Origin of the sequence: Lentilactobacillus kosonis (genome assembly GCF_003864335.1) — a bacterium.
GTDB lineage: Bacteria > Bacillota > Bacilli > Lactobacillales > Lactobacillaceae > Lentilactobacillus > Lentilactobacillus kosonis.
Genome location: NZ_BEXA01000002.1, coordinates 308,367 through 328,675, shown reverse-complemented (window position 1 = coordinate 328,675; position 20,309 = coordinate 308,367). Strand labels below are relative to the sequence as shown.

Annotated in this window: 16 protein-coding genes, 1 other RNA gene, 5 pseudogenes and 1 riboswitch; of the genes and pseudogenes, 18 read left to right on the top strand and 4 right to left on the bottom strand. The window is 36.8% G+C overall.

The window, feature by feature from the left end:
- A pseudogene (gene recU, locus NBRC111893_RS04605) lies at positions 1-604 on the bottom strand (Holliday junction resolvase RecU).
- Between the two features lie 122 nt (positions 605-726).
- Here recU and NBRC111893_RS04600 point away from each other — a divergent pair.
- The 5 genes and pseudogenes from NBRC111893_RS04600 to NBRC111893_RS04580 all read left to right on the top strand — a co-directional run bounded on the left by NBRC111893_RS04600 (position 727) and on the right by NBRC111893_RS04580 (position 4,381).
- Entirely contained in the window at positions 727-1,299 is a 573-nt protein-coding gene (locus tag NBRC111893_RS04600; protein ID WP_125008166.1) for an SLOG family protein, read from the top strand.
- A gap of 57 nt (positions 1,300-1,356) precedes the next feature.
- Positions 1,357-1,743 (top strand): cell division regulator GpsB, encoded by a 387-nt coding sequence (gene gpsB / locus NBRC111893_RS04595; protein WP_125008165.1) that lies wholly within the window; start codon positions 1,357-1,359, stop codon positions 1,741-1,743.
- A 14-nt stretch (positions 1,744-1,757) separates the two neighbouring features.
- Positions 1,758-2,132: RNase P RNA component class B (rnpB, locus tag NBRC111893_RS04590), an RNA gene on the top strand.
- Positions 2,133-2,218: 86 nt separating this feature from the next.
- Positions 2,219-3,352 (top strand): annotated as a pseudogene (locus NBRC111893_RS04585) (THUMP domain-containing class I SAM-dependent RNA methyltransferase).
- Between the two features lie 9 nt (positions 3,353-3,361).
- The gene (locus NBRC111893_RS04580) at positions 3,362-4,381 is read left to right on the top strand and encodes an NAD(P)/FAD-dependent oxidoreductase (protein WP_125008164.1); all 1,020 of its coding nucleotides are present in this window, start codon (positions 3,362-3,364) and stop codon (positions 4,379-4,381) included.
- Between the two features lie 67 nt (positions 4,382-4,448).
- Here the strand turns inward: NBRC111893_RS04580 and NBRC111893_RS04575 are convergent, their stop codons facing one another.
- Positions 4,449-4,841 (bottom strand): ribonuclease HI family protein, encoded by a 393-nt coding sequence (locus NBRC111893_RS04575; protein ID WP_125008163.1) that lies wholly within the window; start codon positions 4,839-4,841, stop codon positions 4,449-4,451.
- 34 nt (positions 4,842-4,875) lie between these two features.
- Here NBRC111893_RS04575 and NBRC111893_RS04570 point away from each other — a divergent pair, with 34 nt between their 5' ends.
- The 7 genes and pseudogenes from NBRC111893_RS04570 (at position 4,876) to NBRC111893_RS04540 (ending at position 12,511) form a co-directional block, all read left to right on the top strand.
- Positions 4,876-5,274, top strand: coding sequence for an EbsA family protein (locus NBRC111893_RS04570; protein WP_125008162.1), 399 nt, complete (start codon positions 4,876-4,878; stop codon positions 5,272-5,274).
- An 11-nt stretch (positions 5,275-5,285) separates the two neighbouring features.
- Positions 5,286-6,943 (top strand): annotated as a pseudogene (locus NBRC111893_RS04565) (formate--tetrahydrofolate ligase).
- An 11-nt stretch (positions 6,944-6,954) separates the two neighbouring features.
- A complete protein-coding gene (gene lspA, locus NBRC111893_RS04560; RefSeq protein ID WP_125008161.1) occupies positions 6,955-7,392 on the top strand; it encodes a signal peptidase II in 438 nt (145 codons plus the stop codon).
- Between the two features lie 4 nt (positions 7,393-7,396).
- Positions 7,397-8,336: pseudogene (locus NBRC111893_RS04555) on the top strand (RluA family pseudouridine synthase).
- 26 nt (positions 8,337-8,362) lie between these two features.
- Positions 8,363-8,896 carry a bifunctional pyr operon transcriptional regulator/uracil phosphoribosyltransferase PyrR gene (gene pyrR / locus NBRC111893_RS04550; RefSeq protein WP_125008160.1) on the top strand — a complete coding sequence of 178 codons (534 nt, stop codon included), beginning with the start codon at positions 8,363-8,365 and terminating at the stop codon, positions 8,894-8,896.
- Between the two features lie 23 nt (positions 8,897-8,919).
- Entirely contained in the window at positions 8,920-10,011 is a 1,092-nt protein-coding gene (locus tag NBRC111893_RS04545) for a carbamoyl phosphate synthase small subunit (protein WP_125008159.1), read from the top strand.
- The gene (locus NBRC111893_RS04540) at positions 9,995-12,511 is read left to right on the top strand and encodes a carbamoyl phosphate synthase preATP-grasp domain-containing protein (RefSeq protein ID WP_125008158.1); all 2,517 of its coding nucleotides are present in this window, start codon (positions 9,995-9,997) and stop codon (positions 12,509-12,511) included. Before NBRC111893_RS04545 ends, NBRC111893_RS04540 begins: the two co-directional genes overlap by 17 nt.
- 47 nt (positions 12,512-12,558) lie before the next feature.
- Here NBRC111893_RS04540 and NBRC111893_RS04535 read toward each other — a convergent pair.
- Positions 12,559-14,267, bottom strand: a pseudogene (locus NBRC111893_RS04535) (NFACT RNA binding domain-containing protein).
- Between the two features lie 114 nt (positions 14,268-14,381).
- Here NBRC111893_RS04535 and NBRC111893_RS04530 point away from each other — a divergent pair.
- The 6 genes from NBRC111893_RS04530 (at position 14,382) to xerS (ending at position 19,727) form a co-directional block, all read left to right on the top strand.
- Complete coding sequence (locus tag NBRC111893_RS04530) at positions 14,382-14,795, top strand: MarR family winged helix-turn-helix transcriptional regulator (RefSeq protein WP_125008157.1); 414 nt, start codon at positions 14,382-14,384, stop codon at positions 14,793-14,795.
- Positions 14,796-14,817: 22 nt separating this feature from the next.
- On the top strand, positions 14,818-15,690 hold the full coding sequence (locus NBRC111893_RS04525) for a DegV family protein (RefSeq protein WP_125008156.1): 873 nt from the start codon (positions 14,818-14,820) through the stop codon (positions 15,688-15,690).
- Positions 15,691-15,768: 78 nt separating this feature from the next.
- A riboswitch (THF riboswitch) is annotated at positions 15,769-15,867 on the top strand.
- Between the two features lie 60 nt (positions 15,868-15,927).
- Positions 15,928-16,467: a folate family ECF transporter S component gene (locus NBRC111893_RS04520; RefSeq protein ID WP_125008155.1), complete on the top strand. Its 540-nt coding sequence runs from the start codon at positions 15,928-15,930 to the stop codon at positions 16,465-16,467.
- 286 nt (positions 16,468-16,753) lie between these two features.
- The gene (locus NBRC111893_RS04515; RefSeq protein WP_225417576.1) at positions 16,754-17,704 is read left to right on the top strand and encodes a quinone oxidoreductase family protein; all 951 of its coding nucleotides are present in this window, start codon (positions 16,754-16,756) and stop codon (positions 17,702-17,704) included.
- A 932-nt stretch (positions 17,705-18,636) separates the two neighbouring features.
- Entirely contained in the window at positions 18,637-18,897 is a 261-nt protein-coding gene (locus NBRC111893_RS12100) for a site-specific integrase (protein WP_369689703.1), read from the top strand.
- Positions 18,894-19,727 carry a tyrosine recombinase XerS gene (gene xerS, locus NBRC111893_RS04510; RefSeq protein WP_369689702.1) on the top strand — a complete coding sequence of 278 codons (834 nt, stop codon included), beginning with the start codon at positions 18,894-18,896 and terminating at the stop codon, positions 19,725-19,727. The genes NBRC111893_RS12100 and xerS overlap by 4 nt, the downstream gene beginning before the upstream one ends.
- Before the next feature lie 56 nt (positions 19,728-19,783).
- Here xerS and msrA read toward each other — a convergent pair whose 3' ends face one another.
- Complete coding sequence (gene msrA, locus NBRC111893_RS04505; protein ID WP_125008154.1) at positions 19,784-20,302, bottom strand: peptide-methionine (S)-S-oxide reductase MsrA; 519 nt, start codon at positions 20,300-20,302, stop codon at positions 19,784-19,786.
- Between the last annotated feature and the right edge of the window lie 7 nt (positions 20,303-20,309).

Below are 20,309 nucleotides of genomic sequence, written 5' to 3'. Positions count from 1 at the left end.
TTACTCCATTAATTGATTAACAGCATCTAAATATGGAATTAATGGATTAATACCATATTTTACTTGATAGCCAATTTTTATCAATGGTGGCCTTGGGAATGGATTTTCTGCCTCCAGATGACTGTAAATCCCAAAAATGGATTAAATCAGAGGCCTTCAAAACAAAGACGGATTGATTATACACGAATTTTATAATGGCGAAACAAATTCCGTTTTGCTGAAGGCACATCCGTAGATGTTCAATTTGATGTTCATGGAAGTTTTTCAGTGGGAATGATGTTTTATTTTGAGTCTCCTTTGCATCAAAGTCAATATATTTTCCCCGATAAACTCCATTGTAGTCGGTTGTAGATGCCTTGCGAAAATATGCTTCTTTGATTTTGGCAGCACTTCGCTGGGGATAATCTACTGAAACAATTTGAATCGGGGTAGGCTTTTTATGGATGACAGCGATATTATTACGTAAATAATATTGATTGCTTTTGTTGATTTCATCTTCTAAAGTCATACCTCGATTCGAAAAGGTCGCTGGTCGTTGCACCAAAGCGGCTTTTTTGAATTTACTATCATTAAATGGTTTTCCGCTTGGATAATTAACCGTCATTAATAAAGCATCCTTTCCAATAATACATCATTATATGATATCCCTAAAAATATCACACTAATAATGATATTATAACAATAGAAAAAAAAGTTTTTGAAATAATTATAGATATAGGTGGTAACTTGAGTAGATTGTGGGTAACTGGTTATCGAGGTTATGAATTAGGGGTCTTCGATAATAAAGATCAGAAAAAAACGATAATTGATTATGTATTAAAAAATGAATTAATTAGTGAAATTGAATCAGGAGTTGACTGGATTATCACTGGTGGTCAGATGGGAATTGAACAATGGACAATTCAAGTGGCTAACGAATTAAAGCAGGAATTTCCAGATGAGTTTCAAACGGCCATGATATTACCATTTGCTGAATTTGGTAGTAACTGGAATGAAGCTAACCAGGCAACCTATAATCAAACTAAGTTAATGGCAGATTTTACGGCTGAAGTAAGTAATCAGCCATATCAATCACCGAAACAATTAAAAAATTATCAAGAATTTATGATTAGCCATACAGATAGTGCATTGTTAGTTTATGATTTAGACAATCCTGGAAAAACGCAGTACGATTATAACAGGATAAAAGAATTTGCCGACAAGCGTCCTTACCCATTTAGAATGATCAGTTTTGATGACCTTCAAAATTCTGCTGATGAGTATTTTGAAAGTTTAAATAATGGTTTTCAAGATGAGTAATGTGTGGTATCATTAATTTTAGTTTGTTGCAAAGTATTGATGAGGTGTTCCGAAAAGATGGATAATATTAACTATACTCCAAAGGATATTCTACAAAAAGAATTTCGCCAAAAGATGCGCGGATATGATCCTAACGATGTTGATGCATTTTTAGATGACATCATCAAAGATTATGAATCATATAGTAAGCAGATATCTGATTTAACTGATCAGAATGAAAAATTGCGGGTTCAAGTAGATGAACTAAATAAGCAAGTTTCACTTTCTGCTAATCAGGGTGGCGTTTCTGCTGGATCTAGTCAGGTTACTAGACCAGCTGCAACCCAAGCAATGTCTAGTGCAACAAACATGGACATTTTAAAACGACTTTCAAACCTTGAAAGAAGAGTTTTTGGTTCACAACTTGATAGTGGTAACAATACAAACGAGTCTCATAGACTCTAATATAATATGGTGTAGATTCTGAGTAATCGCGGTTATCTTTATGGTAACTGAGGAAAGTCCATGCTCGCACAGGCTGCAATGCCTGTAGTGTTCGTGCTCGGTGAAAAAATAAGCCGGGGAACTTTAACGAGTTACGGCGGATTTAAGGCTAAGGTCGTAAGGCTATGCTGGCGATCCTTAAGGTGCCACAGAGACGAGTAATTAGGGAAACTTAATTGTTGGAACGCGGTAAACCCCTCGAGCGGGAAACCCAAACTTTGGTAGGGGAGCTTCACACACGGAAAACAAACCAAGTGTGGGGGGAAAGCATTAGTGCTTTCGAGATAGATGATTACTACTTGTCATTCCTGTCCTGGGGAATTGATAAGCACAAAACATGGCTTACAGGAATTTACACCATTCAGGAATTTGTGGGAGCTTGCTCCCACTTTTTTATTACCTAAAAATATTTAAAATGAAATTGGGATAGATAGATATGAAATTTAATTTAATTGCAACTTGTGCTGCCGGTGTCGAATCGCTTGTAGCTAATGAACTAAAAGATATGGGTTATACTGTTCAAACTGAAAACGGTCGAGTTAGATTTAGTGGTGATGAGACTGATATTGTTAGAACTAATTTATGGCTCAGAGTGGCTGATCGGGTTAAAATCATCGTCGATGAATTTGAAGCGAAGTCATTTACAGAATTATTTGATCAGACGACTTCAATTCCATGGGAAAAGTATTTACCTATGGACGCTGAATTTCCAGTTGAAGGAAAGTCGCAAAATCGACCTTGCACAGTGTTCCAGATGTTCAAGCAATCGTAAAAAAGCGATTGTTAATTCGTTATCAACTGTTTATCATCGGACGACCCGGTTACCTGAAACGGGCGCAAAGTATCCTTTGGAAGTTGCCATCAATAAGGATCATGTCATTTTAACTTTGGATACTACTGGATCTTCATTGTTCAAACGTGGTTACAGAGTTGAAAAAGGAACGGCGCCACTAAAAGAAAACTTGGCAGCCGCATTAATTCTTTTGACTAACTGGCACAAAGATATGCCATTTTGGGATCCGTTCTGTGGTTCAGGAACATTGCCAATTGAAGCTGCACTGATTGGCAGAAATCTTGCTCCTGGATTTAATCGAGACTTTGCGTTTGAACAATTTGGCTTCATGGATAGTCAAATTATCGAAAATGAACGTGATAGAGCTGATGATTTAGCTGATTACGATACACCATTGGAAATCCACGCATCAGATATCGACGGTTCAATGATTGAAATTGCTAAGACTAATGCTCGAGAGGTTGGTTTGACCCAGGATATTCAATTTAAGCAAGTTGCTATTGCAGACTTTAAGACTGATCTAACTGGAGGCGTTATGGTCGCTAATCCACCTTATGGGGAACGGATGAGTGAACAGGAACAGGTTCACCAGCTATATCGTCAGATGGGTAAAGCATTTGCTCCACTAACCGATTGGTCAAAATACATCATCACTTCAGATTTAGATTTTGAAAATACTACGGTGAAAAAGCTACTAAGAAACGTAAATTATATAATGGAGCTTTAAGAACGGATTACTTCCAGTTCTGGGCTCAAAGTAATCACAATCGTAAGTAGGAGGGTCTTGTGAAGACAGTTGGAATTATTGGTGGCGGCATTATTGGTGCCACTGCCGCATACTATTTGGCCCAACAAACTAATTTACAAGTGACGTTATTCGATGATGCGCATGGTCAAGCCACCAAGGCGGCCTCGGGAATCATTTCACCTTGGTTATCTAAACGACGCAACAAACGCTGGTACAACTTGGCTTCATATGGGGCAGAGTTGTACCAACAATTAGTTGCTGACGCTAATTTAGATGAGAGTATCTATGAGCAGACGGGCACAATTGTAACTAGAAAAGATAGCAATGCGGTTAATGAGTTGTATGAATTAGCGGTTAGCAGATCCATGAATAGTAGTGCAATTGGAACTATCAAAAAAGTAACGTCGGCAGATATTATGGCGATGATGCCCATTGTTAATTGTACCGAATCAGGAATTTATGTATCTGGTGGGGCAAAAATTAATGGGCAGAAGTTAGTTGACCACTTAATTTCGGCAGCTGAGTCCAAGGGTATGAGCACTATTCGAAAACGGGTTATGTTATCTTCAGATAACGAAGTGACATTTGATAATAATCGAATTAAGTTTGATTCATTAGTTCTGGCTCCAGGTGCATTTTTAAAAGAATTGTTAATGCCATTAGGTTACAAAGTCGATATTCGCCCACAAAAGGGGCAGTTAGTTGATTTTAAATTAGCTGATTGGGATACAGATCGGCTACCAGTAATGATGCCAGAATCAGAGAATGACATTATTCCCTTTAAGGGCGGAATTATCACAATTGGGGCAACTCATGAAAATGATCAGGGATTTGATTTGGAACCTACGGACCCTGAAATTTTAGCGTTAACTCAAAGTGGTGGTAAATTTATTCCCCAACTTAATTCAGCAGCACAGATTGCTATTCGCGTTGGGACGCGAGGTTATACATCTGATTTCGCACCATTTTTCGGTCAATTAACACCTGATTCGAAAGTATTTGTGGCGGGTGGCTTGGGTTCTTCGGGGCTCACAACGGGACCAATCATTGGCAAATGATTGCTGATTGGATTTCTGCACAGTCGGAACCACAGAACTTAAGCACATTTACTAAACCAGTTGATAACTATATTCGTTCTAAATGATGGAGAGCCTGTAATGCTAAATTATGGGCTCCTTTATTTTCTCTATCGGGAATCCACTCAGTAATCACGGTCCCTAATTTAGCTTCGAGTTCAAGCAACTGATCGACATACAATTGATAGTGTTTGGCGTATTGCTTGTTAATGGCTTCGGCTACAATTTTACTATCAGTGTAAAAGAAAATTAATTCCTCAGAATTTACTGGTTTAATTTGTTGATGACCAATTAGTGCTGCTTGAAATTCTGCTTCATGATTATCAGTTGTTGTTAAAGGTTTTGTTAGTTGAATTTGATCAGAATTTTGGAGAATTAGGATGCCAGCTGCACTTTTTTGATATTTTTGGTTTACGGCAGCATCAGTATATAGTTTAATCATTATTAAGGTGTCACTTTCTAAGGAGTTTAAAAATATGATAACGCAAAAAAGACGATTTTTATATCAACCCAATCCATTAAGTAGCATTATTTGTTGGAGTTGGACTTTAGTGGTGTTTTTTATTGGGGTAATTATCTGGTTAGAAATTACGCATTTTCAGTGGATTACGTTGCTGTGTTTTGCCATATTCGCATTTATTTGTTGGTCGGAAATTCATTTTCGGAAAATTACCATTGAATCAGGAACGTTAAAAGTTGGCAGAATTATTAATCCACAGTGGTTAATAACTGATTTAAGTGAGATTACCAACGTCCAGACTAATAAGTATCAGTTGGGGTTTGTAGCCCATGGCAAAATTTATAGCTTTATCCTGCCACCAAACTCAGTAATTGAAATTAGTGGTTTGATTGCCAATGCTCGCAAAGATAAATAGGAGGAATTAATTTGAAAACAGATGTAGAGATTTCCCAAAATGCAGAATTATTACCAATTAGTGAAATTGCCGCCAAAATTGATATCGATGACCAGGATTTAGAACCGTATGGTCACTATAAAGCAAAAGTATCTTTAAATAACGTGGATGATAATTTGGGTAAGCTAGTGCTTGTAACGTCAATTAACCCGACTGCTGCTGGGGAAGGTAAGACCACACTAACTGTTGGATTAGGTGATGCATTGACCGAGTTAGGTAAAAATGCTGTATTAGCCTTGAGAGAGCCTTCCATCGGACCAGTTATGGGCATGAAAGGCGGCGCTACAGGCGGGGGTTATTCGCAAGTTATTCCAATGGAAGATATTAATCTCCATTTTACTGGTGATTTCCACGCCTTAACAGAAGCCCATAATACATTAGCTGCTTTGATTGATAATCATATTCACCATGGGAATGAACTGAATATTGATCCTCGTCAAATTGAATGGAAACGGGTATTAGATGTTAATGACCGGGAACTAAGGCAAACTGTTGTTGGCTTGGGTGGTCGTACCTCTGGAGTTCCTCGCCAAGATGGTTTTGATATTACGGTTGCGAGTGAGTTGATGGCCATTTTATGTTTGGCTACTGATCTAAACGATTTAAAAGAACGAATCGCCAACATTTTAATTGGTTATACATATGATCGTGAACCAGTTTATGTTCGTGATTTAAAGGTCCAAGGTGCACTAACATTGTTGTTAAAAGATGCGATTAAGCCAAACCTAGTGCAGACAATTGAACATACCCCAGCCTTTATTCATGGGGGGCCATTTGCTAACATCGCGCATGGATGTAATAGTATTTTAGCAACTAAAGCGGCAATGCATTATGGAGATATTGCCTTAACTGAGGCCGGTTTTGGTTCGGATTTAGGTGCCGAAAAATTTATGGATATTGTTACACCTAAATTAGGTAAGACCCCAGATTGTGTGGTCGTTGTGGCAACAATTAGAGCTTTGAAACTAAATGGTGGTATGAATAAATCTGAGTTAGCTAATGAGGACTTACAAGCGCTAGAAAAGGGTGCTGTTAATTTATATCGGCATGTTCAGTCAATGCGTCAATTCGGGGTGCCAGTAGTGGTCACAATTAATAAGTTTGGAACAGATACTGATGCCGAAATTGAATTATTATCTAAGTTAATTGGTGATAATCTTGGAATTCAAACATATGTTTCAGAAAACTTTACTCAAGGTGGTAAAGGGGCCATTGAGTTAGCTAATGGGGTTCTTGAGGCAATTGAACAACCTAGTGATTTCACTTCAGTCTATAATGCTGATGATGAACTTGAAATTAAGATAAATAAGGTTGTTAAGAAAATTTATGGTGGTGCTAGGGTCGAATTATCAGGAAAGGCTCAAACTCAGTTAAAGAGAATTAAAAAACTTGGTTATGATAAATTACCTGTATGTATGGCTAAAACTCAGTACTCATTTACAGATGATCCTAAAAATTAGGCGCACCAACCGACTTTACAATTCACGTTTCTGAATTATCAATTCGTTCAGGAGCAGGTTTTATTGTCGCATTAACTGGTAAAATTCTAACAATGCCTGGATTACCATCTCATCCAGCAGCTTTAAATATGGATATCGATTCTGATGGTAAAATTACCGGTCTATTTTAGAAAGGAATATTATGCCATTTATTTATATAATAATTAGTGTGGGGTTGATTGGAATTGATCAATTGGTTAAATTTTGGGTTGTTAGTAGTTTGCAGCTAGGGCAAGTTAATTCTGTAATTAATGGTGTTATTTCAATTACCCGATTGAATAATGATGGAGCAGCTTGGAGCATGCTGACGGGACAACGATGGTTATTTGTCGTAATAGCGCTAATTGCTGCTGCTTTCATCATTTACTACTTGTTTAAATTTAACGGACACGTGGTGTATCAAATTAGTTTGACGCTATTATTAGCTGGTACATTAGGTAATTTGATTGATCGTATTATCCAAGGATATGTCGTCGATATGTTCCAATTAGACTTTATTAATTTTCCAATCTTTAATTGTGCGGATATGTTTTTAACGATTGGAATTATAATCTTAGCATTCAAAATTATAAGGGATTAACTAAATGATAAAATTAGATGTAACCGATCAGACTGGTCGAATTGACAAAGTGATTGCCGAATTAGAACCAAAAATATCTAGGTCCAGAGCCAAAAAAGCTAAGTGATGAAGGAAACGTTTCTGTGAATGATTTAGTGGTTAAGCCAAAATATAAGGTGGCCACTGGTGACGTGATTACCATTGTTAATGAAGAGCCACAAGAAATCGATTTAGTGCCTGAAAAGATGAATTTAGATATTGTATATGAGGATAATGACGTTATTGTAGTGAATAAGCCTTCTGGAATGGTGGTTCATCCTTCGGCTGGTCATGCAACCCATACCTTAGTGAACGGATTGTTAGCTCACAGCCCGCTGTCGACGATTAATGGCGAATTTCGACCGGGAATCGTTCATAGGATTGATAAAGATACTTCAGGATTACTAATGGTCGCTAAAAATGACCATGCACATGCGGAGCTATCTAAGCAACTTAAGCAACAGAAGAATCTAAGAAAATATGTGGCATTAGTTTATGGGACGATCAAGGAAGATCATGGTGTAATTAATGCCCCAATTGGTAGATCTAAAACTGATCGTAAGAAGCAGGCAATTGTTGATGATGGTCGCCCTGCAGTTACGCACTTTACAGTAATTAAAAGATTCGAAAAATATACTCTGATTGAGTGTCGATTAGAGACGGGACGAACTCACCAAATTAGGGTACACTTGAAGTATATCGGTCATCCACTACTTGGGGATCCATTATATGGACCTAAAAAAGTTTATGGTGATCATGGGCAATTTTTACACGCCCAAGAATTAGGATTTGAGCATCCCCAAACTGGTAAACTAATGATTTTCTCAGCACCATTGCCAGATTTTTTTGAAGATAAGCTCAAGAAATTAAAAACCAACAGAAATTCCGCTGCAATAGAAATTTTTAATATAAATATTCTGAACTAGAATTTACTTTTTAAGGAGCAAACACGATGGGGAAAATTATATTAGATAAAATGGCAATGCAAAGAGCATTAACAAGAATTACGTACGAAATTGTCGAACGTAATAAGGGTGTTGATGACCTAGTTTTAATTGGTATTAAAACTAGAGGAATCTTTTTGGCGACTAGAATTGCCAATCGCTTACAACAATTAGAAAATGTTACTATTCCAGTTGGTGAATTGGATATTACTAATTATAGAGATGATATTGAACATGATTCAATGAGTACTGATGTACGAATTGCGAACAATGGAGTTGACTTTTCAGTAGAAAACAAACGAGTAATTCTTGTTGACGATGTATTATACACTGGCCGCACCGTCCGAGCAGCTCTTAGTGCTGTCATGGACCTAGGTCGACCAAAATCAATCAATTTAGCAGTTTTAGTTGATCGTGGTCATCGTGAGTTACCAATTCGAGCCGATTTTGTGGGCAAAAATATTCCTAGTTCTCAAAAAGAAAAGATTCGGGTTTCAGTTGAAGAGATTGATGATCGCGACGCGGTTGAACTTACTAAATAATTTATTTATAAACGAGGTGTGGTATGGCAGATAGATATTTGATTCTTGAAGATGGCACGTCATACCGTGGTAGAGCTTTTGGGGCAGCTTCAACAACAACTGGTGAAATTGTCGTTAATTCCACGATGAATGGCTACCAAGAAATAATTTCTAATCAAATTTATCATAACCAAATCATTGTATTTACCCAGCCATCAATTGGGAATACTGGACTCGCTCAAAATGCTTATGAGTCAGTTTTACCAACGGCTAAGGGTGTAATTGTTCGAGAATATGAAAATTTAACCACTGATCAATTTAAACGCATTTCGCTAGATCGTTATTTGAAACTTCATAAAATTCCTGGCCTTTACGATATTGATACCAGAGAGTTGGTTCATCATCTTCATCGATTTGGAAATATGAAAGCCAGCATTGTTGATGTTGATGACGCACACGCGTTTGATCAACTGCATGCAACAGTGTTGACTAATCAACAGGTTTCTCAAGTTGCCACTGCTAGACCATATGCCAACCCAGGTGATGGAGATAATGTAATCGTTGTGGACTTTGGCTTAAAAAGTGGAATTCTTCGCGAGTTATCAAAGCGAAACTGTAATATTACAGTAGTCCCAGCTGATTTCTCAAGTGAACGAATACTGGACTTAGATCCTGATGGGGTTGTACTATCAACTGGCCCTGGAAATCCTGCTAGTTTAGCTGATGGGGTCTTGGACATGATCAGAGAGGTTCAAGAAACGGTGCCAATGTTTGCAATCGGTTTGGGTCATGAATTGTTTGCAATGGCCAATGGGGCTACTGTTGAAAAATTGCCAATCGAACATCATGGGAGTAATCACCCAATTCGGGAAATTATAACTAATGAGATTTTTTATTCAGGTCAAGAACAAGGGTACGTTGTCGATTCACAATCGATTGATCATGATAATCTTTATATTACTCATATCGACTTAATCAATGGCACGGTGCAAGGGTTAAGACATCGAGATTATCCGGCGTTTTCAGTTCAATTTTCACCTGATGGAGCGCCAGGACCCAAGGATAGTGTGGACTTATTCGATGACTTTATAGAAATTATGGCCAGAAGAAGGGAAAACAATGCCTCTAGATATTAAAAAAGTTTTGATTATCGGAAGTGGACCAACAAATGTTGGCATCGAAAATGAATTTGATGCATCTGGTTTGGAACGATTGACGGCATTGCGAAAAACTGGGGCTAAAATTTTACTAATTGATAACAATCCATTTTCAGTCATGGCTGAAGAAATCCAAGCAGCTGATGTTTTTGTATTGGAAGTTAACTTTACTAATGTGGTTAACATTATTGAGCGAGAACAACCGGATGCCATTATGCCAACCAATGGTGGCCTTAAGGCAATGCAAATTGCTTGGCAGTTATCTGAGAGTGGAGTTTTAGAAGAGAATAATGTTTCATTGGTAGGAGTTAGAGATGCTAACTTGTCAAAGGTTGTTGAAAACATTGAATTGAAACGTACGCTGTCGGACATTAACGAGCGAACAATTGAATCAGTAATCGTTGCTAATGAAGATGAGGCCCTTGATTTTGTTCGTAAAGTTGATTTTCCGGTAATTGTTAAACCAATTTCACCTAATCATGATACTAGTAGATTTATTTGCAATAATACTGAAGAACTTGAAGAGGCCTTAGATGTTAGTTTTAAACGGACTTACATTAAACGCTGTTCCATTGAGCAAAGTATTGTTGGCTACAAGGAAATAGAAATGGTTGGGATTCGAGACGCTCAGGGAAACAAAATTTTAGTTTCTGGTTTAGAAGACATGGATCCTATTGGAATTCACTCAGGTGACTCAATTATTTTTGCTCCAACTCAAACGTTACTTAATGAAGAATACCAACGATTAAGAACAGCCACTTTTAGAATTATGGATGCACTTGGAATCACTGGGACGTGTCACGTCCAATTCGCTCAACATCGAATGGAAAATAGTCATTTTGTTACTAAGGTTAGTCCGTACTATACTCGTAACACGGCACTAGCTGCTAAAGTGACTGGCTACCCACTTTCATATGTTGCGACATTTCTTGAATTGGGCTATTCATTAACGGAGATTAAGCTGCCTAGCCGATATAATAAGTTTATGGGAATCATGGAACCAACAACGGACCATATCGTGGTTAGAGTTCCAATTTGGCCATTTGAAGACATCGAGGATGTCGACCAGCATTTAAATACAATTATGAAATCCGTTGGGTCAACAATCGGAGTTGGCCGAACTGTTGAGGAAGCCATTATTAAAGCACTGCACAGTTCACAGCTATCACCTAGAGATATTTTACCAAGTGTCTCTAAGGTTAACGATGACGAATTGATTAATCAATTAATTCATCCATTGGCTAGCCGCATGCTAATTTTAATGGAGGCCTTAAGGCGAGGATTCTCAATCGATGAATTGTCTGAACTGACTAAGATTGATAAATTTTACTTTTATAAACTAAATCAATTACTAAAAGCTCAAGACTATGTAATTAATCATCCATTGTCAGAACATTCAATCGAAGTGGGGCACCGCTATGGGTTTGGTGATGGTATGTTAGCTGAACTTTGGCAGGTAAGTATTTCAACCATTATTCGAATGAATGATAATGTTAATCATAAGATCACCTTTAAGGGGATTGAACCTACTGGTGGCGAATTAGTCGACAACACTAACGTTTTTTATTCAAGTTATGAGAATGAAAACGAGAGTAAGCCGTTTGAAGATGGTAAGATTGCTTTAGTGATAGGCCGTGGCGGAAATCAGCTCGGACCCAATACGGGGGCTGATTATTACACTGCGCAAATATTGCTTCAACTCAGAAAAACGGGATACAAAACAATAATTATGAATACAAATCCTAACGCTGTTTCATTGGCGCCAAGTATTAGCGACAAACAGTATATTGAGCCAATTCAACTGGGGAATATTTTAAGCATTGTCAAACTCGAACGACCAGATGTAATTTTTCTACCAGGAAATCGACATTTCTTATCAAATCAATTGAAAAAATTCGAGAATTTGAATGTGGTTATTTTACCGCCAGATCAACACACATCAGTGTTTAATGATACTGCTGTATCTAATGCGGTTGATTTTTTTGTTGATGGTGATCAGGTTATTCCGATTACAACAGTAAGTTTTTCCAATCCCCAAGGGAAAAATAAGTTGCGTTTTTTAACGCAATTACAAATTCCCATGACTAACTGGAAGCAGGATGCGTCGAAGTTGGTTAACATGGCTATCAATGAGTTGAATCCTAGTGATTGGCAAGGACTAGTTCAAGTGCTTTATCATAAGACGGATAACAACTTTGAATTTGTTGGTATCCGGCCAATGACGATTACCGAGACTACATTTTTAAGCAAGGTTACCGGTATTAATTGGATTGCGGTTTTGGTAAGAAAATATCTTGGATTAGATAATACATTATTGATCGAAGAGGAATTGCGCTCATTTACACATAAACGATTTGCTTATTTGAATGCAGTATTTCCATTTGAAGCATTACAGTCAAATCTGACAGATGGCACAATCGCTCAAGAATCGGGTGCTAAAATTAGCTATCAAAATTTTGAAAATTATGAATTAGATTAAAAATAAAAAATCCGTGATCTTACTTACGTAATCACGATTTTTATTTGTTATCTGCGTAATTTAGCAACTAATTCTGGATTAGGATCAATCAAGAGGGTTGTCTGGTTATCGTAAATTACATAACCGGGTTTTTGTTCCGTTCGGCTTTCGAATATTTTTCACCTTAGTGTAGTCAACTGGAACTTTAGTTGAATTTTGAGCTTTAGAGAAGTAAGCTGCCAGGTTAGCGGCTTCAACAATGGTTTCTTCACTAGGGTCAAAGCTCCGAATAATTACATGAGATCCTGGAATATCCTTGGTATGCAACCAAGTTTCACGTTTATCCGCAGTATGCATCGTTAACTTTTCATTTTGGAGGTTATTTTTACCGACCAAAATTTCAGTCCCATCAGTGGCCGTATAATGTTCAGGCTTACTAATCTTTTGACGATTCTTCTTAGCCTTTTTATGCTGATCATGATTTCTAAGATATCCTTCTTGCTCTAACTCAAGTCGAATATCAACTAAGTCTTCGGGATTAGCAAGCTCAATTTGGCTTTGAATGTTTTCAAAGTAATTAACTTCAGCTTGAGTAATCTCAATTTGTTCATGAAGGTATTTCACGGCGTTCTTCAGTTTTTGATATTTTTTAAAATATTTTTGGGCATTTTCAGAAGGGGAAATGCTGTTATCTAAACTGATCTTGATGGGCTTGTTTTCATCATAAAAATTAGGTAATTCAATTTGATTATCACCACGTTGAATCTTGTTCAGGTACGTTGTGAGAATCTCACCTTGAATTCTAAATGAATCAGCATGTTCGGTTTGCTTTAAATCTCTATCAAGATTCTTGAGCTTATTGCGGTTCTTTTTTTAGTTGTTTGCGCACAACAGCAATTAATACCGATCCTTGTTCCCGAACACGATCGCGTTGAGCCTTAGATGCATAAAATGCATCTAATAATTCGCTTAAAGTTGGAAAAGTTTTATTTTCAACTGTATCGGGATATGGAAATGCGGTAAAATTGATTTTGTTATTATCAAGTTCACTAAGAACAGGGGAAGGTTCATCAAATTGCTTAAAGAAGTTATTGAAATTATCTTCCAACCCGCCGTCTTGATGCAACCAAGTTGCTAAAGCAAGGGAGGTATCAGTGCCAAGACCTTGTAAGGTGTTACGCAATTGTTCAGCTAAAACATCGACGTTGGGGTATTGGATAATTAACTTTTGAATCATTTCAAAGTTAGTTATTGTAAATGGATTCAATAAATCTTGCTTTGGTGGGTTAACGTAAGTTGATCCAGGAAGCAGGGTTCGGTAACGATTTACGTCTGAACCAACTCGCTTAATAGCGTCAATTACCTTATTAGTAGCTTCATCAACTAAGATAACGTTACTATGTCTGGCCATGATTTCAACGACTAGCATTAATGATGTTTGATCACCGATTTCGTTACGACCAGAAAAGTGAAATTGTAGCACCCGGTCATTATCTAATTGGTTAACTTTAGTTAAGATGGAACCACTAAGGTGTTTGCGAAGGACCATTGTAAAGTTATTGGGCACTGCAGGATTAGCTGCTGGTATTTTAGTTATTTGGACCCGAGCATAACTAGGATTAGCAGATAGTAGTACAGTGTGGTTCTTACTATGAGCTCTGATTGTTAATAATAGTTCGTTGGGATATGGTTGGTTGATTTTACTAACTCGGCCAGTTACTAGTAGCGAGGTTAGTTCTTTTTCCATTGAATGTGTGAATGAACCATCAAATGACATAGTTCCACTTCCTTTCTATGCATAAAAACTGCAACCTCTAGTATAGCCTAAATTTGAGTGACTGCGAAGCGATAATGCTGGTTTTTGATAATTGATGATGTTAGGAGGCGTCTTATGAAAGAAATTCTCGAAGGATTAATAGATTCTGCTAATGCATATACTGAAAAATCTGTTAGAATTATTAGACAAGGTAAATTGACAATGGCTGAATGGCGTTTACTCCAACAAATTATTGCCGGAAATAATACTCAGGAGAAGTTATCTGTAGCTACGACTTTGGATATTTCCACGCTATCTAGACAGTTAAAGCGACTTCTTGATAAGCAAATGGTTGATAAGGTCGCTATCGGGGTGGATAAACGCCAGTTGGTTTATTCTGCTAATGAGGAGGGCGTACGCGTTAGCCGTAACCTAACTAAGCAGCTTGAAGAATTAAAGACAATAATCTTTGAGCGTTGGACTGATGAAGAGACAAGATTGTTAAAGATATTAATTAATCGGTTGAATAATAGTATTAACCGAAGCTAAAATATTATTGGATGGGTGAAAAATGAAAACTGCAATTGTAACAGATAGTACAGCTTACCTCTCTAAAGAGGAAGTTGAAAAATATAATATAACCGTTGTACCAATCCCGCTAATTATTGATGGTCGAGAGTATAAAGAAGGAATAGATATTACCAATGAAGAGTTTTATGAAAAACTTGCTACCTCAAAATCTTTCCCAAGTACGTCACAACCACCTGTTGGCGAAATGATTGATGTTTATAACTCACTTGCAAAACAGGGATACGACGCGGTCATTAGTATTCATTTAGCAAGTACGATTTCAGGTATGTATAGTTCATTAGTTACCATCGCTCCAACCATCGAAAGCATCAAAGTCATTCCTTATGATTCTCAAATCACAGTTAAGTTAATGGGCTACCTTGCGATTCAGGCAAGTAAGATGGCTAAACTAGGTCGTACTCCTGAACAAATCATTGCGTATTTGAATGATTTAAGGTCAACATATGACGAATTATTTGTTGTTGATGACTTGCAAAACTTAGTTCGTGGTGGTCGATTATCCAATGCTTCTGCGTTTATTGGTGGTTTACTAAAAATTAAACCGTTGTTAACATTTGATAATAATAGTCACGAAATTATTGCTATTGAAAAAATAAGATCTAGAAAAAAAGCGCTTAAGCGGGTTGAAGAAAAATTTGCTGAAGCACAAGCAAGCCTTAACTATCCATTGAGAGCGTTAATTTTAGATGCTAATGATCCTAAGTCGGGTGAAGAATGGGCTAAAACCATTCATGAACAGTATCCGGATATCCCCATTGAGCGGAGTTATTTTGGACCCGTAATTGGCACTCATTTAGGTGATAAGGCGCTAGCGCTAGCTTGGCTAAGAGATTTCGAAAAAGATGAGCTTTAATTATTAAACGTTTAAACAACCATAATCAATTTGTGGTTGTTTTTGTTTGTTATGCTATACTAATCGTTGAATTAAAATTTTGGGGTAGGATATAGTGCGTTAAGTGTCGGAGGAACGGAATGTGAACTCTGAACGAAAAGTAATTTTACTTGCGATGCTATATCCGCATTCGCCATTCGAATTTAGTGAACCGTGGATTCTAAATTTTGGTGAGCTCCGTTTAGGAGATGCATTATTATGATTTCAGTACTATTTAGGTTTCCAAAACTTCGTACATTAGATATGACAATGCTAGGAATTATCATGGCGTTGGGATTAATTGCTGATCGATTAACATTTGGTACCAGGTCCATTCAGATTGGGTCCGGGTTTATTGTAGTGGTGGTAGCTAGCTATTTGTATGGTCCGATTTGGTCTGCCACAATTGCTGGTTTGACTGATGTGATTGGCACATTAATTTCTGGTCAAGTATATAACGTTGGTTTCACTATTTCTGCAATTTTTGGAGCCTTAATATATGGTTGGTTACTGTATGATAAGCCAGTTAGATTAGCGAGGGTGGTTATTGCGCAAATACTAATTGCCATCTTTGTTAATTTGATTCTGAATACGATTTGGATTTCGTTGGGGTCAACTTATCAAGCGCCGACACAAATTTTAATCTTATTGTTTGACCGACTAATTAAACAAATAATCATGACGCCAATCCAAATTGCTATAATTTACACCATCCTTAAATCATCACAGTTTATAAAAATTAAAAGAAAATATTATTAAATAAGACATCATGACGGATTAAATCCCTATAGGATATGGTAAATATCTTATAGGGATTTTTTAAATAAATGATTCGCGCTTGATGTGACTAAATCAAGATATTGTATAATGCAATTTACATATTTGTAGCATACAACTATTGGGTAAAAAATCATTATTGTAATGGGCTGAAGATCGTTAGCCAAATGTTTTGCAAACTTGTTGTTTCAGTAACATAATATATTTTAAATAGTAAAACATTCATACTTAATCATGGATATTAATTATGAATAATGAGGTGAATTAATTGAAAGCAGCAGTTTTAAATGAATATGGTAAAGTTCCAGTTTATCAGGATATCGATGATCCGATAGTAAAAGATTCAAATCAAATGATTGTCACACCAGTTGCGTCATCAATTAAACGGCTTGATATTGGTAAAGCAGCCGGAAAGCATTACACTAATTTTGATCCTTTGCCTGCAGTTATGGGTATGGATGGTGTTGCCAAAACTGACGATGGTAAGCTCGTATTTGCAATGGGCTTATCTGGCATGATGGCTGAAAAGGCATTGGTAAATAAAAACCAATTAGTTCCTGTGCCAAATCAGTTGGATCCAGCGCTTGCTGCAGCAATGCCCAATGTCTTAATGGGTTCAGATATTGCTTTAACAATTCGTGGAAAAATTAAGGCAGGCGATGTTGTGTTGGTTAATGGTGCAACTGGTTCAACAGGTATGATGGCCGTTCAGATGGCAAAATATCGCGGTGCTAGCAAGGTAATTGCAACTGGAAGAAGCGAATCTAAGCTAGCTGAATTAAAATCATTAGGCGCAGATGATGTCGTTTTATTAACTGACTCTGATAAAGATATCGAAAGGCAGATTAAAGAACTCTATAAAGATAATCCAATTAGTGTAATCGTCGATTATCTTTGGGGACATCCAGCAGAAATCATTTTTAATGCACTTAGTCGGATTAAATTGGTAAAGCCGTTAGTTTACGTAACAATTGGACAGATGGCTGGAGCCGAAGTTACTTTGACGTCACAATTATTTAGGAGCCGTGATTTAACGTTAGTCGGTTCAGGAATTGGTAGTTTTGATAATCAAGAATTTATCACATACTTGCAGTCAGAATTACCTAAGTTATATGATTACGCTGCAGCAGGTAATTTACAACTAAACGTGAATAAGTTCGCATTAGCAGATATTTCTGAAGCATGGGAAGCAACCGGACGACCAGTGATAATGATTTAGGCAGTTTAATAAACTAAAATCTAAAGATCGAATTTCCTTGATCTTTAGGATTTTTTGTATAGAGGGGATATTAAAGATTGTTGGAAAAATCTACTTTACATTTTTAACTTTACATAATATATATTATACGAAGTATAGATATTTAAAAAACAACGGTGGTTCAAGGCGGATTTCCATCATGTATTAGTTGTTTGAACAATTAACCAATTTAACCAATTCCGATAACAATATAATTTTGTGGTTGTTTAAAATAATCAATGCGAACTTGATTGAATATCAATGTTTGAATCTTGCGTATCTTAGCCTGAAAAATATATTTCAATCTTTAATGCGTAGTGATCATTACCAACATTTATTGCAACATTTAAAGACCAGTTCTTATTAATTATATTCATTAATAAACGGTTTAATCCATTACACATATTTGGGAATTTATTAAATGGATAAGTCACGGTCCACAAGATAAACTGTTCGTCAGAATCCGTTTATATAACGTCCAGATCGAGTTAATTTACGTAATCCTGGCAAGTGTTGTTAAAGCGTCATCCTTAGTAATTTGCTCGATCGTACTAAGATATCCACTAGTAAATTTAATCGATTACTAAGAAATTACGATCTACCAATTAAATAATGATATATTCAATCAAAGACATCTGTTGAACTACATAATTGATTGAGAATCTAAATAAATATATATTAACTTAGAATAAGTCAAGCTAATGATTTCTAGAAGAATGATGAAGATAAATTGAATTAAAGCGGTTTGCTGAACTAAAAGGAATAAATTGTCAACCTATCTAATGTTATATAAATATTGGCGTTGCTCGCATTTCATGCTACAATAAAACTTAGTAAAATATAAGTTTTATCAAGTTATAATTTATAAATAAAATGGCCCCACCAAAAACCACAATTTTTAAGGAGTTTATAAAATGCAAAAAAATGATTATATTCATCATAATGAACAATTAATTGCCAAGCTACCCTCGTACGTCAACGATTATTACATTGAAAAATCAACTATTCCATTATCTCCAGCCACTCTGTATCAGTATTTGAATGAATTCATCCGGTTCTTTGAATGGATGATCAATACCGGCATCACCTCTGTTAATAAGGTCGCCGATATTCCATTAAACGATCTTGAGCAATTAAAAAACAAGATATGGAGCTTTATAAGTCTCATTTATTGAACAGAACTAAGGAAAATTCTGTTGATAAACGAAGCACATTGTCGCACAGCACGGTAAATCGCTCTTTAAACGCGTTATCGGCTTTGTTTAGGTACTTAACAGAAGAATCTGAAAATGCTGATGGTGAGCCTTATTTTTACCGTAACGTAATGAAGAAAATCAGTTTAGTTCAGGACAGTGAAACCTATCAAACTAGAGCCAATAATATTAAAGATAAGTTGATGCTTGGAGATACGGATGTCCATTATTTGGATTTCATTCAAACCGAATACCCTAAACAAATTAATGGTAAACGAGTTATTAAAATGTACGAACGCGACCGAGAACGTGATGTTGCCATCAATGCATTATTACTTGGAACTGGAATTCGCGTATCAGAGCTAACCAACGCGAATTATAAAGACTTAAGCCTTGCTAAAAATACGATTTCTGTTCGCCGTAAAGGCGGTAAATGGGACGCGGTTCCAATCGCTAGCTGGGTAATCAAATATATTGAACCATACTTATCAATTAGAACCCAAAGATACAAAGCAACACTATCTACCCCTGCCCTCTTTTTAACAAAAGGGGCTGAGGAGCCAAGAAGAATCTCAACTGCCACAGTAGAATTGCTTGTAGGTAAATACTCTCAAGCATTCAACAGCGTTCGAATAACACCCCATAAGCTCAGACACACTTTGGCTTCTAAATTATACTTACAGACTAACAATGAACGACTAGTTGCGACTCAATTAGGGCAATCGTCCACCAAGGCAACAAGTTTATACACTCACATCGTCGATACTAAGCAAAGAGCTGCACTTGATCAGCTTCATGAAGATAACGAGTAATAAAAAAGCACTGATTAGAGTAACTTTCCCTAATCAGTGCTTTAAATTTAATCTAATTAATTATTCCAATGCCGTTGCTTGAATTGTTCTCGACCACCACGTTCTTCTAGTTCGAACCGGAGCGGATCTTTCTTATAAAATTCCTGATGCTCTTCTTCAGCATCATAGAATGGTTGGACATCTTCAATCTTAGTAACGATTTGATCATCAAACATTTCACTATCTTGGAGTGCTTGTTTAGATTTCTCAGCAATTCTTCTTTGTTCATCATCTTTAACAAAAATTACTGGCCGATAGTTGTCACCACGGTCTTGGAACTGTCCCATGGCATCTGTCGGATCGGTTTGTTGCCAGTAAATTTTAACTAAGTCTTCATAGCTAATAACTTCTGGATCAAACGTAATTTTTACGGCTTCAGTATGACCAGTAGTGTGGCTGCTTACTTGTGCATACGTGGGATTGGCAACATGGCCACCCGTATATCCGGAGACAACCTTTTCAATCCCTGGCATTTCATCAAACGGCTTCACCATGCACCAAAAACACCCGCCGGCAAAAATAGCTGTATCTGTCAAATCAACC